The organism is Streptomyces mobaraensis (assembly GCF_020099395.1).
GTDB lineage: Bacteria > Actinomycetota > Actinomycetes > Streptomycetales > Streptomycetaceae > Streptomyces.
The window spans coordinates 132,789-150,884 of sequence record NZ_CP083590.1; the positions used below are offsets into that span (position 1 = coordinate 132,789).

Consider the following 18,096-nt stretch of genomic DNA (forward strand, 5'->3'; position numbering starts at 1 on the left):
GGAGCGAGCCCAGTGACATGAGTGACCGAGGAATGCGAGTGACGACCGTGGATACACCTGTCCAGAAGATCGCCGAGGCCCTGCGCGCGTCGCTGCTGGAGAACGAGCGGCTGCGCCGGCGATACGACGAGGCCGCGGCGGCGACCGCCGCCGCCGCGGAGCCCGTGGCGATCGTGGGCATGAGCTGCCGTTTCCCCGGGGACGTGGAGTCCCCTGAGGAGCTGTGGTCGCTCGTCGACGCGGGCACCGACGCGATCACCGCGTTCCCCGGCGGCCGCAACTGGGACCTGGACGCGGTGTACGACCCGGAGGGGCAGCGTCCGCACACCAGTTACACCGGTCAGGGCGGGTTCCTGCACCGGGCGCCGGAGTTCGACGCGGCGTTCTTCGGAATGAGCCCGCACGAGGCGACGGCGACCGATCCGCAGCAGCGGCTGCTGCTGGAGGTCGCCTGGGAGGCGTTCGAGCGGTCCGGCATCGATCCGCAGAGCCTGGCCGGCAGCCGGACCGGTGTGTACGCGGGGGTGATGGCCACCGACTACCCCGTGCGGGTGGGCACGGTCCCCGACGGCGCCGAGGGCTTCATGGTCACCGGCACGGACGGCAGCATCGTGTCCGGCCGGATCTCGTACACCCTCGGCCTCGAAGGCCCCGCCGTCAGCATCGACACCGCCTGCTCCTCCTCCCTCGTCGCCCTGCACCTGGCGGTGCAGGCGCTCCGCAAGGGCGAGTGCTCGCTGGCTCTGGCCGGCGGTGTCACGGTGATGTCCACGCCGCGTACGTTCGTGGAGTTCAGCCGGCAGCGCGGGCTGGCCCTGGACGGCCGCTGCCGCGCCTTCGCCGACGCCGCCGCGGGTACGGGCTGGGGCGAGGGCGCCGGGATGCTCGTCCTGGAGCGGCTGTCGGACGCGCGCCGGAACGGCCGCCGGATCCTGGCGGTGGTGCGGGGTTCCGCGCTGAACCAGGACGGCGCCAGCAACGGCCTCACCGCCCCCAACGGCCCGTCCCAGCAGCGCGTCATCCGCCAGGCGCTGGCCGACGCGCAGTTGGGCCCGGCGGACGTGGACGTCGTGGAGGCCCACGGCACGGGCACCGTCCTCGGTGACCCCATCGAGGCCCAGGCGCTGATGGCCACGTACGGGAAGGAGCGGCCGGCGGGGCGGCCGCTGTGGCTGGGTTCGGTGAAGTCGAACATCGGGCACACCCAGGCCGCCGCGGGGGTGGCCGGGGTGATCAAGGCCGTGATGGCGATGCGGCACGGTGTGCTGCCCAGGACGCTGCACGTGGACGCGCCGTCGTCCAAGGTGGACTGGGAGGACGGGACGGTGGCGCTGCTCACCGAGCCGGTGCCGTGGAAGGGCGACGGCCCCCGCCGCGCGGGCGTGTCGTCGTTCGGCCTCAGCGGCACCAACGCCCATGTGATCCTGGAGGAGGCACCGGCGGCGGAACCGGCACCGACGGGAGAAGCCGACGCCGGGGAAACCACCGCCCCACTCCCCTTCCTCCTCTCCGCCCGCGGCGACGCGGCGCTGCGCGCCCAGGCCGCCCGGCTGGCCGACCGCCTCGCGGCCGACCCCGCCCTGCGCCCCGCCGACGTCGCGCACTCGCTGCTGACGACGCGCGCCGCGCTGGAGCACCGGGCCGTGCTGGTCGCCGACGGCACGGAAGGACTGCTGGCCGGGCTGCGGGCGGCGGCCGCCGGGGAGGCTCCGGACGACCTGGTGCGCGGCACTGCCGCCGGCGGCCGGTCCAAGGTCGCCTTCGTCTTCCCCGGGCAGGGCTCCCAGTGGGCCGGCATGGCCCGTGAACTCCTCGACTCCTCCCCCGCGTTCGCCGAGCGGATCCGGGAGTGCGCGGAGGTCGTCGGCCGGTTCGTCGACTGGGACCTGCTCGCCGTCCTGCGCGGCGAGCCGGGCGCGCCGGACCTGGAGCGGGTGGACGTCGTCCAGCCGGCGCTGTTCGCCGTGCTCGTCTCGCTGGCCGAGCTGTGGCGGGCGCACGGGGTGAAGCCCGCCGCGGTGGTGGGCCACTCCCAGGGCGAGATCGCGGCGGCCTGTGTGGCGGGGGCGCTGTCCCTGGAGGACGCGGCCCGCGTGGTGACGCTGCGCAGCCAGGCCATCGCCCGCCGGCTGGCGGGCCCCGGCGGCATGATGTCGGTGTCGTCCCCCGCCGACCGGGTCGCGGAGCGGCTGCTCCGCTGGGACGGCCGGCTGTCCGTGGCCGCGGTCAACGGGCCGGGGTCGGTGGCGGTGTCCGGCGACTCCGACGCGCTGGACGAACTCCTCACCGAGCTGCGGGCCGAGGACGTCTGGGCGCGCCGGATCCCGGTCGACTACGCCTCGCACTCCGCCCATGTGGAGTCCATCGAGGCCGAGTTGCTGGAGGCGCTGGCGGACATCAGGCCGCGGGCGTCGCGGATCCCGTTCTACTCGACGGTGACCGCGTCGCGGATCGACACGAGCGGCCTCGACGCGGCGTACTGGTACCGCAACCTGCGGCAGACCGTGCGCTTCGAGGAGACCACCCGGGCCCTGCTGGCCGACGGCCACGGCGTCTTCGTCGAGTCCAGCCCGCACCCCGTGCTGTCGATGGGCGTCCAGGAGACCGCCGACGCGGCGGGCCGGACGGTGGCGGCGGTGGGCTCGCTGCGCCGCCAGGACGGCGGGACGCGCCGCTTCCTGCTGTCGCTGGGCGAGGTCTGGGCACAGGGCGTCGCCGTCGACTGGTCGGTGCCGCTCACCCCGTACGCACCGTCGTGGGTGGAGCTGCCCACGTACCCGTTCCAGCGCCGGTCCTACTGGCCGCGGCCGGACGCGGCCGGCGCGGACGTCGTGTCGGCCGGGCTGGACTCCGCCGACCATCCGCTGCTGGGCGCCGTGGTGGGCCTGGCCGGCGCGGACGGGGCGCTGCTGACCGGCCGGATCGGCCTGGACACCCACCCGTGGCTGGCGGACCACGCGGCCGGCGGCGCGGTGCTGCTGCCGGGTACGGCGCTGGTGGAGCTCGCCGTACGCGCGGGCGACCAGGTCGGCTGCGGCCGGATCGACGAACTCACCCTGACCGAGCCGCTGTTGCTGCCCGAGAAGGGCGGCGCCCAGCTCCAGGTCCGCGTCGGCGTGCCCGGCGGGGACGGCCGGCGGCCGGTGAGCGTGCACGCGCGTCCCCTGGCCGGATCCGCGGCGGACGGCACCGACCCGGAGTGGACCGCCCACGCGGAGGGCTTCCTCGTCGCCGAGCCCGCCCCGGAGCCGGAGGCAGCGGCCTCCTGGGCGTCGGACGCACCGGACGTGTGGCCGCCCGCGGGGGCCACGGCGCTGGACGTGTCGGACGTGTATGAGCGGCTCGCCGGCCAGGGGTACGGCTACGGCCCGGCCTTCCAGGGGCTGCGGGCCGCCTGGCGGCGCGGTGACGAGGTGTTCGCCGAGGTCGCCCTGCCCGAGGACGCCCGCGCCGACGCGGCGCGGTTCGGCCTGCACCCGGCGCTGCTGGACGCGGCCCTGCACGCCGCCGGGCTCGGCCCGTTCGACACCGCCGCGTCCGACGCGCCGGACGGCGGCGTCCGCCTGCCGTTCAGCTGGACGGGCGTGAGCCTGCGGGCCGTCGGCGCGCAGGCGCTGCGGGTGCGGGTCTCGCCCGCCGGGGACGACGCGGTGGCGCTGCGGCTCGCCGACGCGGTGGGGGCGCCGGTCGCGTCCGTGGACGCGCTGCTGCTGCGCCCTGTCGCGGCGGGCGCGCTGTCGGCCGCGGCGGCACCGCGCCGGGACGCGCTGTTCCGCGTCGAGTGGCAGGCCGCCGCCGGGGCGGAAGCGGCGGGACGGCCGGTGCCGTGGGCGCTGCTGGACGGGGGCGCCGACCCCGGCGCGTACGCGGGTCTGCTGCCGTCCGGCGGAGCGGCGGACGGGCCGGAGCCGGATCTGCTGCTTCTCCCGTGCCCGCCGAGTGACGTCACCGCGGACGCCGGCGACGCCGACGCTGTGCCGCGGCGGCTGCGTGAGGTCCTTGGCACGGTGCTGGAGGCGCTCCAGCGCTGGTCGGCGGAGGGCCGTCCGGCCTCCTCCCGGCTGGCCGTGGTCACTCAGGGCGCGGCCGGGCCGGCGGGGGCGCCGGTCGACCCGATCGGGGCGGCGGTGTGGGGTCTGGTGCGCGCGGCGCAGGCCGAGACGCCCGACTGCTTCGTCCTGGTCGACACGGACGGCACGCCGGAGTCGGCGCGGCGGCTCGCGGCGGCGGCCCTGACGAGCGGCGAGCCGGAACTGGCGCTGCGGGGCGGCGAGATGCACGTCCCCCGCCTCGTCCGCGCGACGCCCGGATCGGCTTCCGGGGAGCCGCTGCCGACCGGTTTCGAGGACTGGGAGCCTCAGGACAGCGTCCTGATCACCGGCGGCACGGGCGGCCTCGCCACCCTCCTCGCCGAACACCTCATCACCCACCACCGCATCACCCACATCACGCTCGCCAGCCGCCAGGGACCCGATCACCCCCGCGCGACGGAGCTGGTGGACCGTCTCACCGAGCTCGGCGGGAACATCACCCTCACCGCGTGCGACGTCAGCGACCCCACTCAAGTCACTGGTCTTCTCACCGGCATCCCGCACCTCAAGGCCATCATCCACACCGCAGGCGTCCTCAACGACGCAACCCTCACCAACCAGACCCCCCACCACCTCCACACCACCCTCACCCCCAAAGCCGACGCCGCCTGGCACCTCCACCACACCACCCAGCACCTCAACCTCCCCCTCACCCACTTCATCCTCTACTCCTCCGCGGCCGCCACCCTCGACGGCGCCGGACAAGCCAACTACGCCGCCGCCAACGCCTTCCTCGACGCCCTCGCCCACCACCGCCACACCCACCAACTCCCCGCCCAGTCACTGGCATGGGGGCTGTGGACCCAGGACACCGGGATGACCTCCCACCTGTCCTCGGCGGACGTCGACCAGATGGCGCGTTCGGGCGTGCGGGGGCTGTCGGCGGCGGAAGGGCTCGCGCTGTTCGACACGGCCGTGGCCGACGGAACGCCCGTCCTGCTGCCGGTCCGGCTGGACCCGGCCGCGCTGCGCGACCGGCCCGGCGGCCTTCCGCCGCTGCTCAGCCGCCTGGTGCGGCCGACGGCCCGGCGCGCCACCGCGTCCGCCGCCACCGGTGACGGCGGCACGCTGGCCCACCAGGTGCTGCGGATGACGGCGCCCGAGCGCGAGCGCCTCCTCCTGGACCTGGTCCGTACCCAGGTCGCGGGCATCCTGGGGCACGAGAGCGGTGACGCCGTCGAACCGGACCGCGCCTTCAAGGACCTGGGCTTCGACTCCCTTACATCCGTGGCCCTGCGCAACCGGCTCGGCGCGGCGGCCGGAGTCCGCCTGCCGGTCACGCTGGTCTTCGACCACCCCACACCGGCCGCGCTGGCGGCCTACCTCGGGACCGAACTGACCGGCGGGGAGGCGGAACCGCGGGACGCACGGCCTGCCGCCGGATCGCGGGCAGCAGCGGACGAGCCGATCGCCATCGTCGGCATGAGCTGCCGCTTCCCCGGCGGCGTCACCACGCCCGAGGAGCTGTGGCGGCTGCTGGCGGAGGGCCGCGACGGCATCACCCCGTTCCCCGAGGACCGCGGCTGGGACCTGGAGACCCTCTGCGACACCAGCGGTCTGCGGCCGAACACCAGCCACGCCGACACGGGCGGTTTCCTTTACGACGTGGCGGAGTTCGACGCCGAGTTCTTCGGCATTTCTCCGCGCGAGGCCCTGGGCACCGACCCCCAACAGCGGCTGCTCCTCGAAGCCTCCTGGGAAGCCCTCGAACGCGCCGGCATCAACCCCCACACCCTCCGCGGCACCACCACCGGCGTCTTCACCGGCATCATGTACCACGACTACGCCTCACGCCTCACCCACACACCCCTCCCCGAAGGCGTCGACACCTACCTCGGCAACGGCAGCCTCGGCAGCGTCGCCAGCGGCCGCATCTCCTACACCCTCGGCCTCGAAGGCCCCGCCGTCAGCATCGACACCGCCTGCTCCTCCTCCCTCGTCGCCCTCCACCTGGCGGTACAGGCGCTCCGCAACGGCGAGTGCTCCCTCGCTCTCGCGGGCGGTGTGTCGGTGATGTTCACCCCCGAGACGTTCATCGACTTCAGCAGGCAGCGCAACCTCGCCCCGGACGGCCGGACGAAGGCGTTCGCCGGAGCGGCGAATGGCACCAGCCTGTCCGAGGGCGTGGGCATGCTGCTGGTGGAACGCCTGTCGGACGCGCGCCGCAACGGGCACAAGGTGCTCGCGGTCGTCCGGGGCTCGGCGGTCAACCAGGACGGCGCCAGCAACGGCCTCACCGCCCCCAACGGCCCCTCCCAGCAACGGGTGATCCGCCAGGCCCTCGACAACGCCGGCCTCGCCCCCACCGACGTCCAGGCCGTCGAAGCCCACGGCACGGGAACGAAGCTGGGCGACCCGATCGAGGCGCAGGCGCTGCTGGCGACCTACGGCAAGGACCGCCCGGCGGAACGGCCGCTGTGGCTCGGCTCGGTGAAGTCCAACCTCGGGCACACGCAGGCTGCGGCGGGTGTCGCCGGCGTCATCAAGATGGTGATGGCGATGCGCAACGGCGTCCTGCCCAAGACCCTGAACGTCGACGAACCGACACCGCACGTCGACTGGACGGCCGGACACGTACGGCTGCTCACCGAGGCGACCCCGTGGGCCGACGAGGCCGCTCCCCTGCGGGCGGGAGTCTCGTCCTTCGGGATCAGCGGGACGAACGCGCACGTGATCCTGGAGGAAGCACCGCAGGAGGCCTCCGCTTCCGCCCCGGAGACGTCCACGGGCCCGGTGCTCTGGCCGCTCTCCGCCACCACCCCGCAGGCCCTGCGCGCCCAGGCCCGCCGCCTGCGGGACGCGCTCCCGGACGACGGCGACCTCGCGTCGATTGGCCTCGCCCTGGCCACCACCCGCGCCCACTTCGACCACCGCGCCGTCGTCACCGGACACACCCGCGCGGACCTCGTCACGGCCCTGACCGCCCTCGCCGACGGCATCTCTGCCCCCGGGCTCGCCCAGGGCACGGCCCGCACCACCGGCAAGACCGCCTTCCTCTTCACGGGGCAGGGCGCACAGCGGGCGGGGATGGGCCGGGAGCTGTACGAGACGTTCCCGGTGTTCGCGCGGGCGCTGGACGAGGTGTGCGCACACCTCGAACTCCCGTTCAAGGACGTCCTCTTCGGCGAGGACGGCGAGCTGCTGAACCGTACGGAGTACGCGCAGCCGGCGCTGTTCGCCATCGAGACGGCGCTGTTCCGGCTGGTGGAGTCCTGGGGCGTACGACCGGAGGCGCTGGCCGGGCACTCCATCGGCGAGATCGCGGCGGCGCATGTCGCCGGGGTGCTGTCGCTGGCGGATGCGTGCACGCTGGTGGCCGCGCGCGGCCGGCTGATGCAGGCCCTGCCCGAGGGCGGGGTCATGGCCGCTCTCCAAGCCACCGAAGAGGAAGCTCTCGACCTGCTTGGAGACGCTCAGGACGCTTCCGTCGCCGCCGTCAACGGCCCCCGCGCGGTTGTGGTTTCCGGTGTGGAGGCAACGGTCACCGGGATCGTGGAGAAGCTGCGCGAGCAGGGCCGCAAGACCTCGATACTCAAGGTTTCCCACGCCTTCCACTCCCCCCTCATGGACCCGATCCTGGAGGACTTCCGCACGGTCGTGGCGGGCCTGACCTTCACCGAGCCGCGCATCCCGATCGTCTCCACCGTCACCGGACTGGCGGCAGCGGCCGAGGAGTTGACGAGCGCCGACTACTGGGTGGAGCACGTCCGCCGCCCGGTCCGCTTCGCCGACGCGGTCTCGACCCTGACCACCGACGGCATCACCACCCTCCTGGAGATCGGCCCCGACGCCGTCCTCACCGCCATGGCGGCCGACCACACCACCGCCACCTGCCTCCCCCTCCAACGCCGCAACCGCCCGGAAGCCGCCGAGGCCCTCACCACCCTCGCCCGCCTGTGGGTCCAAGGCCAGCCCGTCGACTGGCAGGCCCTCCACCCCACAACCCCCACCCGCCCGGTCGACCTCCCCACCTACCCCTTCCAACGCCGCCGCTACTGGATCGACCCCGCGCCCGAGACAGGCGACGTGGCGACCGTGGGCCAGGCCGCGGCGGGTCATCCGCTGCTGGGCGCCGTTCTGCGGCGCGCGGGTTCCGACGAGACGATCCTCACCGGGCGCGTCTCCCTGCGGACGCACCCGTGGCTGGCCGATCACGCCATCGGCGACACCGTGCTCATACCCGGCACGGCGCTCACCGAGCTGGCCCTGCGCGCGGGCGAGCACGCCGGCACACCGCACGTCGAGGAACTGACCCTCCAGGAGCCGCTGGTGCTGCTCCCCGAGCAGTCCCTGGACCTCCAGGTGGCGGTGGGAGCGCCCGACGGTTCCGGTGCCCGGCCCCTCACCGTCCACTCGCGCCCCCACGCCGCCGACGCCCTCACGGACGAGCCGTGGACCCAGCACGCCCAGGGCATGCTCGTCGGGCACCTTCCCGCGAACGAGACCCCCGCTGAGCCGAGTCCTGAGACGTGGCCGCCCGCCGGGGCCCAGCTGATCCCCCTGGACGGCGCCTACGCGGAACTCGCGTCCCAGGGCTACCACTACGGTCCCGTCTTCCAGGGGCTCGAAGCCGCCTGGCGGCACGGGGACGACGTCTACGCCGAGGTCGCGCTCCCTGAGGAGGCCCACGGTGACGTCGGCGCGTTCGGCATCCACCCCGCCCTCCTCGACGCGGCCCTGCACGCCATCGACGCGGGCCGGGACGGAGAAGCGTCTCAGGACGGTTCCGGCACCCTCCTGCCCTTCGCCTGGCAGGGGGTGACGCTGCACGCCACCGGCGCGACGCGCCTGCGTGTGCGGATCACGCGGACGGCGGCGCACACGGTGTCCGTCGTCGCGGCCGACGGGCAGGGCGCGCCGGTGGTCACCGTCCGGTCCCTCGTCCTCCGGGCGCTCAGCGGTGAGCGGTTGCGGGCGGCGGCCGGGCAGCGGCCGCTGTTCGCCGTCGCGTGGACGCCCGCCGACCGGATCGAGTCCGGAAGCGGCCCGGCGGACGTACTGACGGTCCGTCCCGGTGGCGGCGCGCCCGGTGCGGACGCGTGGGCGGACCGCGCCGAGGCGCTGTTGCCGGACGTGCTCCCGGGCCATGTGGTCGTCCGCTGCGACGCGGACCCCGCCGCGTCCGTGGACACCCCGTCCGCCGACGCCCCGTCCGCCGACGCCCCGTCCGCCGATGCCCCGGACGAGCTGTCCGCCGCCGTGCGGGCCGGCACCGGGCGGGTCGTGGCGCTGCTGCGGCGCTGGCTGGCGGACGAGCGGTTCGCCGGGTCCCGGATCACGCTGGTCACCCGGGGTGCCGTCGCGGCCGGCCGGCCCGGCGAGGCGGCCGGGGATGTGCGGGATCTGACGGGTTCGGCCGTCTGGGGCCTGGTGCGCGCGGTGCGCGAGGAACATCCGGGCCGGGTGGGGCTGGTGGACGTGGACGGCACCCCGGAGTCGGAGGACGCGCTCCCGGCCGTCCTGGCGGGCGGTGAGCCCGAGGCCGCCGTGCGCGGCGGGACGGTCCTCGTCCCCCGGCTCGTCCGGTTGTCCCCGAACGACGACGACACGGAAGCCGACGCGCCGAGCGGTCCGTTCGGCGACGGCACCGGCACGGTGCTGGTGACCGGTGGCACGGGCGGGCTGGGCCGTGTGCTCGCCCGGCACCTGGCGGCGTCCCACGGGGTGCGCCACCTGCTGCTGCTCAGCCGCCGGGGCCCGGCGGCCGAGGGAGTCGGCGAACTGCTCGCCGAGCTCGCCGAGTCGGGCGCGACCGCCGAGGTCGTGGCCTGTGACGCGGCGGACCCGGACGAGCTGGCGGCCGTCCTCGCGCGGATTCCGGCGGACCGTCCGCTGTCCGGTGTCGTCCACGCCGCCGGTGTCCTGGACGACGCGACACTGGCGTCCCTGACGCCCGAGCGGTTCGAGAGCGTGCTGCGCCCGAAGGTGGACGCGGCGCTCACCCTGCACCGGCTGACGGCGGACGCCGGGCTGTCGGCGTTCGTCCTGTTCTCGTCCGCCGCGGGCACGCTGGGTGCGGCGGGGCAGGGCAACTACGCGGCGGCGAACGCCTTCCTGGACGCGCTCGCCCAGCACCGCCGGGCCCGGGGGCTCCCCGGGCTGTCGCTGGCGTGGGGGCTGTGGGAGGCGGGGTCGGGCATGGGCGACCGGCTCTCCGACGCCGACCTGCGGCGCATGGCGCGGTCGGGCGTGCGGGCGCTGTCGCCCGACGAGGGCCTGGCCCTGTTCGACGCCGCGTTGTCGGCCGGTCGGGCGGCCGTGCTGCCGATGGCGCTGGACACCGCCCGCGTCCGGTCCGGGAGCGGTGCCGACGAGGTGCCGGCGATGCTGCGTTCGCTGGTCCGCACCCCGGCCCGGCGGCCGGCGGCGGCGTCGGGCGCCGGGTCCGAGGCTCCGGGCGCGGCCCTCGCCGAGCGGCTGGCGACCCTGTCGGAGGAGGAGCGGGAACGTACCCTGCTGCACCTCGTCCGTAGCCACACCGCCGAGGTGCTCGGCTACGCGCGGGCCCAGGACGTCGATCCGCTGCGCGGCTTCGTCGAGTCGGGTTTCGACTCCCTGACGGCCCTCGAACTGCGCAACCGGCTCGGCGGCGCCACCGGGGTCCGGCTGCCGTCCACGCTGATCTACGACCACCCGACCCCGCTGGCCGCCGCCCGCCACCTGCGCGCCGAGCTGATCGGTGCGGCGGTCCCGGCGGGTCCGTCCCTGGAGGCGGAACTGGCCGCGCTGGAGGCCGCCATGGCCGGTGCCGCGCCGGGCCCGGACGAGCACGCCCGGATCGCGGCACGGCTGCGCTCGCTGGCGGCCCGCTGGGGCGCGGCGCTCGACCCGGCCGGCGAGCAGACGCCGGAGGACGACCGGGCGGCGCTGGAGTCGGCCACCGCCGACGAGCTGTTCGACATCCTGGACGGCGAGTTGGACGCGAGCTGACACCCGCCGGGGCCGCCCGTCCAAGGCGGCCCCGGCACCGGCGCGGGCCGGCCACCGCCGGAATGCGGTGGCCGGCCCGCGCCGTTTCGGCGGCCTCCCGACGGTCGTGTGCCGCGTGGCACCGGCATGACGTCACGGCCCGGGAGCGCTGTCCTCGCCGCCGTCTGCCCGCCGGGAGCCCCGCGTTGACACGGCCCATCACGGTTACCACGACGCCCCGGTCAGGCAGCACTCCCCTGGGCCGCTCGTCAGATGACTGCCGGGCCGGGACGGGATCCCTTCCCGGAGCGGTCGGCCGCTCAGCGGAGGACGAGGACGGTCAGACCGTCAGGCGGCGGATCGCGACGACCGTGTCCGTGACGGTGGCGGTCCGCCCGTCCGGCCCGGTGGCCTCGCGCTCGGGGCGGTCGAGGCGTTCGGGCCGCCAGACGTCCGGGTCCAGGCCCAGGGCGTCGTAGATCTCTTCCGGCGCGGGGAAGCGGGTGTCGGGGTCGGGGTCCCAGGCCCAGGGCCGGAAGGAACCGTGGTCGACGATGAGCAGGAGCCCGCCGGCGGTCAGCGCCCGCGCGGCCCGCCGGAAGACGCGGGCCCGTGGCAGGGCGAAGGGGGTCTCCAGATACTGGGCGTTGATCAGGTCGTAGGCGCCGGCGGGGAAGGTGCGGGCGAGGTCGTGCCGTTCGGTGGTCAGCCGCTGTGCGACGGCGGTGCCGGCGGCGACGGCCCTGGCGGTGGTACGGGCCAGGGCGGTCGGCGCGATGTCGACGGCGGTGACCGTCCAGCCCCGGGAGGCCAGCCAGACCGCGTCCCCGCCCTCTCCGGCGCCCAGGTCGAGGGCGGTTCCGGGGGGCGTGGCCCGCACGGTCTCGGCGAGCAGTGGGTTGGGGCGGCCCGACCAGACGGGCTCGTCCCGGTCGGCGTGGACGCGCTCCCAGAAGCGTGCGGCTTCTTCGGGGGCCGGGTCGGTGTCGGTCATCCTGTCTGTCATGGGGTCGCTCCCTGGTGTCTTGTCGAAGCCCGGCGGACAGCCGGGCGGCCGGTTGCAAGAGGTCGTGCCGTTTCGGCAAGGTGGTGCGCATGGAGGAACAGGACGAGCTGAAGGAGACCCTCGCCGCCGTCGGCCCCCGGCTGCGGGAGCTGCGACGGCGGCGCGGGGTCACTCTGGCGGCGCTGTCGCGGACGACGGGGATCTCGGAGAGCACGCTGTCGCGCCTGGAGGGCGGTGAGCGCAAGCCGACGCTCGAACTGGTCCTCCCGCTGGCCCGCGCGTACGGCGTCCCGCTCGACGAACTGGTGGGTGCCCCGCAGACCGGTGACCCCCGCATCCACCTGCGGCCGGTCCACCGCCCGGGCCTGACGTACGTTCCGCTGACCCGGCGGGCCGGCGGCATGCAGGCCCACAAGCTGGTCATCCCGCCACGGCCGCGCGGTACCGAGCCGGAGACGCGGACGCACGAGGGCTACGAGTGGCTGTACGTCCTGGAGGGCCGGCTGCGTCTGATCCTCGGCGACCGGGACCTCGTCCTCGCCCCGGGCGAGGCCGCCGAGTTCGACACCCACGTACCGCACTGGATGGGCCCGGCCGACGACCGGCCGGTCGAACTGCTGGTGCTGTTCGGCAGCCAGGGCGAGCGCGCCCACCTCCGGGCCCGCACGACCTGACGACGTGCCGAGGGGCGTGGCACCTGACGCGCGCCGAGGGGCCTGGCACCCGCGTGCGTCAGCCCCACCCGGGTGCGCGGGACGGCAGCAGACCGTCGAGGCCATGGCGGCGCCCGCCCATCACCCGCCCGCAGAGGGCCGCCTCCGCCTCCGGGGTGAAGACCGGCGCGGGGTGTCCGGCGCGGCGGCGGGCAAGGGCGGCGTCGGTGTCGGCGGCCACCAGGTCGGCGTTGATGGCCGCCGCGGCCCGTACGCCCGCGGCGGCTGCCCCCACCACCCCGTCCGTCACGTCCGCCACATTGCCCGCGACCCACACCCCGGGCACGGCGGTCCGCCCGGTGACGTCCGCGCCGACCTGATCCCCGAGGCCCGACGGGTGCTCCGCCGCCGTCAGTCCGAGCCCCGCGAGCACCGCGTCCCGGGCCGCCGGCCGGGGAACCACGGCCAGCGCGGCGAGCGGAACCCGCACTCCCGACACCAGCCGTACGCCCACCAGGCGGTCGTCCTCGATCTCCAGTCCGGCGACTTCCCCGTCCACCACGGAGATCCCGCGGGCCGCCAGCCGCTCCCACTCCTCCTCGCCCAGGTCGCCGGCCGTGTGCCGGAACAGGGTGACCCGGCCGGTCAACTGCCGGAAGAGCAACGCCTGGTGGACGGCGACCGGGCCGGTGGCCAGCACCCCGACCGGCCGGTCCCGCACCTCCCACCCGTGGCAGTACGGGCAGTGCAGCACGTCCCGCCCCCACCGCTCGCGCAGTCCGTCGAGGTCGGGGAGCCGGTCGACGAGCCCGGTGGCCACCAGCAGCCGCCGGGCCCGGAAGCGGCGCCGGCCCGCCGTCGCCACCAGGAATCCGTCGCCGTCCCGTGCGGCGGACACCGCCCGGTCGGCGATCACCCGGCCGCCGTACGCGGCGACCTCCTCCCGGCCCGCCCGCAGCAGTTCGCCGGGGGCGATGCCGTCCCGGGACAGCAGGCCGTGCACACCGGAGGCGGGGCCGTTGCGGGGTTCACCGGAATCGACGACCACCACGGACCGCCGGGACCGGGCGAGCGTCACCGCGCCCGACAGGCCGGCGGCTCCGCCGCCGACGACCACCACATCGACGTATTCGAGGTTCTCTGCGTTCTCCGTCATACCGGCACCTTCGCCCGGCGCCTCACGACGGACAAGAAATCATGCCGTTCCGGCAAGAAACCCGGCGGCATCGGCGGCAACGGGCCACAGCGGTTCCGCAAGGGTCCCGCGGAGTCATAGGCAACCGGCACTCGGCGACGCGGCCGTGCCCCGGCGCCACACCCGGATCCTGCCGCTCGGCGTCGCCGGCCACGAGGGCTCCACCGTCATCGTGGGCCCCAACGGCCCGCGCCTGCCGGCCGGCGCCGCCTGGCGCCGGGTCCGCGGCGCCACCGGCCGGCAGGCCACCGCGACCGTCTGGGCCGCCCCGCGCCGACGCGGCCCGCACGTTCCGGGCAACCGTGTCCGGCCCGGCCGCGTCCTCACCGCCCGCTCCCGCACGGCCGTCCGGCCCGCTCGCTCCCCGGCACCCGTCTACGCCTGCCGCCCGGCCGCCCGTTCGGCCGTCCCGTCTCCGGTCCCCTCCCCCGGAGCCCCGCCCCCGCTCCCGCCCCCGTCCGCGTCCCCGCCCCGCACCGTGTGCCGCAGCAGGAACACCGAGAGCACCGCCATCGCCAGCAGCAGCCCCGCCGTCGTCCACGAGGCGATCCGCAGGCCGTGGGCGAAGGCGTCGCGGGCGGCGGCCAGGACGTCGGCGCCGGTTTCCGCCGGGAGGCGGCCGGCCGTGTCGACGGCGCCGCCGAGGGTGTCCCGGGCCGCGGTCGCCGCGCCGGACGGGAGGTCGTCCGGGAGGTGGCGGGCCATGTCGTGCCGGTAGACGGCGGTGCCGATGCTGCCGAGGACGGCGATGCCGAAGGCTCCGCCGAACTCGGTGGCCGTCTGGGAGAGTCCGGAGACGGAGCCGGCCCGGTCGGCGGGGGCGGTGGCGATGACCAGGTCGGAGGTGGTGGTCATGACCAGGGTGATGCCGGCCGCCATGACGACGGTGCCGGTGACGATCACCGCGACGCCGGAGTCCGCGTCGAGGCGGGTGAGCACCCCGTATCCGCCGGCCGCGACGACCAGGCCGCCGGCGACCACGGCCACGGGCCGGACGGCGCGCGCCAGGAGGGGGGCCAGCGCCGAGCTGGCCATGGCGGCGCCGGCCGCGGGCAGGGCCCACAGGCCCGCCCGCAACGGGCCGTAGCCGAGCACCATTTGCAGGTACTGGGTGGTGAACAGTCCGGAGCCGACGAGGGAGAAGATGGCGAGCACGCTGGTGGCGACGGAGGCGCTGAACGCCCGGTCGCCGAACAGCCGGACGTCCAGCATGGGTTCGTCGAGTCGGCGCTGGCGCCGCAGGAAGTACCAGCCGACGGCCAGGCCGACGGCGAAGGCGGCGGCCGGTACGACACGCAGGCCGTCCTCGGCGGTCTTCTGGATGCCGTAGACGGCGGGAAGCACGGCGGCCAGCGACAGCGCGGCGCTGAGCAGGTCGAACCGGCCGGGCCCGGAGGCCCGGGACTCCGGGAGCAGCGCCGGGGCGAGGAGCAGCAGCAGCGCCATGACGGGCAGGTTGACGAGGAAGACGGAGCCCCACCAGAAGTGTTCCAGCAGGATGCCGCCGAGCAGCGGTCCGAGGACGGCGCCGGCGGCGAACGCGCCGGTCCACACGGCGATGGCGGCGCGGCGCTGCCCGTCGTCGGTGAACATGGTGCGGATGAGGGAGAGGGTGGACGGCATCAGGGTGGCGCCGCCGACGCCGAGGAGGGCGCGGGTGCCGATGAGCAGGACGGGGTCGGTGGCGAGGGAGGCGGTCACCGAGGCCAGCCCGAAGACGACGGCGCCGAGCATCAGCAGCCGCCGGCGGCCGATGCGGTCGCCGAGTGACCCCATGGTGAGCAGCAGTCCGGCGAGGACGAAGGGGTAGATGTCGACGATCCAGAGGAGCTGGGAGCCGCTGGGCGCCAGCTCGGCGCTGATGAAGGGCAGGGCGTAGGAGAGCACCTGCATGTCGAGGGAGACCAGCAGGACGGGGAGGATGAGGACGGCCAGCCCGGTCCACTCCTTCCGCCCGGCCTTCCCTGATGTCCCGGGCTTCCCCGGTGTCCCGGGCTTCCCGGTCTCCCTCGACGTTCGTATCGGTGCCGCTCCGGTGTCGTGCATGACGTCGTCGCTCCCGCTCCGCTGGTCGGCGCCTACGCGTTGAGGTAGGCGAGTACTGCCAGGACGCGCCGGTTGTCGTCTCCGGAGGCCGCGAGTCCCAGTTTGGTGAAGATGCTGTTGGTGTGTTTGCTGACGGCCTTCTCGGACACGAACAGCTTGGCGGCGACGGCCGCGTTGGAGCGGCCCTCGGCCATCAGGGCGAGCACCTCGCGTTCCCGTTCGGTGAGGGACTGCACGGGGCTGGTCGCCTTCTCGTGTTTGACCATGAGTTCCGACACCACCTTCGGGTCCATGACCGTGCCGCCGTCCGCGACCTGCCGGAGCATGTCGACGAAGCGGCGGACGTCGAAGACGCGGTCCTTGAGCAGGTAACCGACGCCACCGTTCTGATCGGACAGCAGCTCGCGGGCGTACATCTGCTCCACGTGCTGGGACAGCACCAGAATGGGCAGTCCCGGGACCTGCCTGCGGGCCTCGACCGCGGCCTGGAGGCCCTCGTCGGTGAAGGTCGGGGGCAGGCGCACGTCGACGATGGCCACGTCCGGGCGGTGGGTGAGCAGGGCGCGCAGCATGGCGGGCCCGTTGTCCACCGCCTCGATCACATCGAACTTGTGTGCAGTCAGCAGTTGTACCAGGCCCTCCCGCAGCAGGGCCAGGTCTTCGGCGATCACAACGCGCACGGCAGCTCCATCGTCACCACGGTCGGTCCGCCCTGCGGACTGTGGACGTCCAGTACTCCGTCGAAGGCGGCGAGCCGGCGTTGCAGCCCGCGCAGGCCGCTGCCGCCCTCGGGGTCGGCGCCGCCGCGGCCGTCGTCGGTGACCCGGGCCCGGAGCGCGCCGTCGGCGTACCAGAGGCGGACGTCGACGCGGGTGGCGCCGCTGTGCTTGGTGACGTTGGCGAGCGTCTCGGCGACCACGAAGTAGGCGGCCGACTCGACGGGCGGCTGCGGACGGGAGGGCAGGTCGATCGCCAGCTCCACGGGGAGCGGCAGCCCGACGGCCAACGCCCGTACGGCGCCGTCGAGTCCGCGTTCGGCGAGGACGGGCGGGTGGATGCCGCGGACCAGGTCGCGCAGCTCGGTGAGGGCCTGGCTGCTGGACTCCATGGCGTCGGCGAGGAGCCGGCGCACCATTTCGGGGTCCTCGTCCAACATGGTGTCGGCGAGGCCGAGTTTCATGCCGAGGGAGACCAGGCGGGCCTGGGCGCCGTCGTGCAGGTCCCGTTCGATGCGGCGGAGTTCGGCCGCCTGGGACTCGACGGTCTCGGAGCGGGTCTCGGTCAGCCGCTCGACGCGCAGGGCGAGGCGGGCGCCTCGGGTGGGGGCGAGCAGCAGCCGGCTGAAGCCGCCGTGGGCCCGGACCAGCGGCCGGGCGCTCAGCAGTCCGAGGGCCACGAGCAGGGCTCCCTGGGGCATGGCGAGATAGGCGTCGGTCTGGTCGGCGATGGGCCAGATGACCCCGAAGCCCCAGTGCGGGCCCATGTGTTCCCAGAGGAAGGGGGTGACGAAGAGTCCGTTGAGGCCGTAGGCGACGAGGGACGCGGGCAGCAGGCCGAGGACCAGGCCGACGGGCCCGTCGAGGAACAGCCACAGCAGGTCGCGCCAGGTGGCCGGGTCGGCCAGCAGCCGCCGGCACTGCCGGAAGGAGGCGGCCACGTCGTGGGGTGACGCTTCCACGGGGTGGCGGTAGGGGGTGTCGATGGGGGTGCCGGTCCATTCGCCGGCCGTCCGCCGGTGGTAGCCGGCCAGCCCGCGGACCGCGGCCAGGACGACCGGCAGGAAGAGCACGCCCACGCCGACGACCAGGGAGAACAGGGTCAGGACGGTGACGGTGAACAGGGCGACGCTGCCTATCTGGGAGAGCACCGCGACCACCAGGCCGCGCGCGCACCAGCGCAGCCGCCCGGCACCGCCGTCCTGCCGCACCGGTCGGGCTTCGGTCACCACGGGGCCGTCACCGCCCGCCGCCGGACCGCTCCGGTCGTCCCGTTCGTCCCGTTCGTCCCGGTCCTCGCCGCACCGCGTAACCCGCCCGCCGGCCTTGAGGTCCACGCCTCGCACACCTGGCTCCGTCCTCCCCTGACCCGGGGGCGCTCCGCCCCACGGGCCTCATCATGCAGTACGCGCGGGCGGTCCGGTCGGCCGGTCCGCCCGCCCGCGTCTCCCAGCATCGCCGCCGGCCGGGCCCGGGGCAG

Annotated in this window: 7 protein-coding genes; 2 read left to right on the plus strand and 5 right to left on the minus strand. The window is 75.2% G+C overall.

Features of this window, described 5'->3' with window-relative positions; genetic code table 11:
• Positions 1-47 precede the first annotated feature (47 nt).
• Complete coding sequence (locus K7I03_RS00430) at positions 48-11,021, plus strand: type I polyketide synthase (protein WP_398858442.1); 10,974 nt, start codon at positions 48-50, stop codon at positions 11,019-11,021.
• 319 nt (positions 11,022-11,340) lie between these two features.
• On the opposite strand, the gene K7I03_RS00435 is transcribed toward K7I03_RS00430, so the two are convergent.
• Complete coding sequence (locus K7I03_RS00435; protein WP_185946105.1) at positions 11,341-12,006, minus strand: class I SAM-dependent methyltransferase; 666 nt, start codon at positions 12,004-12,006, stop codon at positions 11,341-11,343.
• 89 nt (positions 12,007-12,095) lie between these two features.
• Between K7I03_RS00435 and K7I03_RS00440 the strand changes: the two genes are divergently transcribed.
• Positions 12,096-12,680, plus strand: a complete 585-nt coding sequence (locus K7I03_RS00440; RefSeq protein ID WP_185946104.1) for a helix-turn-helix domain-containing protein — start codon at positions 12,096-12,098, stop codon at positions 12,678-12,680.
• Positions 12,681-12,738: 58 nt separating this feature from the next.
• Here the strand turns inward: K7I03_RS00440 and K7I03_RS00445 are convergent, their stop codons facing one another.
• From K7I03_RS00445 to K7I03_RS00460, 4 genes are all read right to left on the minus strand, one after another.
• Entirely contained in the window at positions 12,739-13,815 is a 1,077-nt protein-coding gene (locus K7I03_RS00445; RefSeq protein ID WP_185946103.1) for an NAD(P)/FAD-dependent oxidoreductase, read from the minus strand.
• 414 nt (positions 13,816-14,229) lie between these two features.
• Positions 14,230-15,900 carry an MFS transporter gene (locus tag K7I03_RS00450; RefSeq protein WP_185946102.1) on the minus strand — a complete coding sequence of 557 codons (1,671 nt, stop codon included), beginning with the start codon at positions 15,898-15,900 and terminating at the stop codon, positions 14,230-14,232.
• 32 nt (positions 15,901-15,932) lie between these two features.
• Entirely contained in the window at positions 15,933-16,580 is a 648-nt protein-coding gene (locus tag K7I03_RS00455; protein ID WP_185946101.1) for a response regulator, read from the minus strand.
• Entirely contained in the window at positions 16,568-17,953 is a 1,386-nt protein-coding gene (locus K7I03_RS00460) for a sensor histidine kinase (protein ID WP_185946110.1), read from the minus strand. The genes K7I03_RS00455 and K7I03_RS00460 overlap by 13 nt, the downstream gene beginning before the upstream one ends.
• Positions 17,954-18,096 lie beyond the last annotated feature (143 nt).

Excerpts from the sequence above, each read along its gene's own strand:
- K7I03_RS00435 (WP_185946105.1), bottom strand. The coding sequence starts at position 12,006 with ATGACAGACAGGATGACCGACACCGACCCGGCCCCCGAAGAAGCCGCA.
- K7I03_RS00440 (WP_185946104.1), top strand. The coding sequence starts at position 12,096 with ATGGAGGAACAGGACGAGCTGAAGGAGACCCTCGCCGCCGTCGGCCCC.
- K7I03_RS00445 (WP_185946103.1), bottom strand. The coding sequence starts at position 13,815 with ATGACGGAGAACGCAGAGAACCTCGAATACGTCGATGTGGTGGTCGTC.
- K7I03_RS00450 (WP_185946102.1), bottom strand. The coding sequence starts at position 15,900 with ATGCACGACACCGGAGCGGCACCGATACGAACGTCGAGGGAGACCGGG.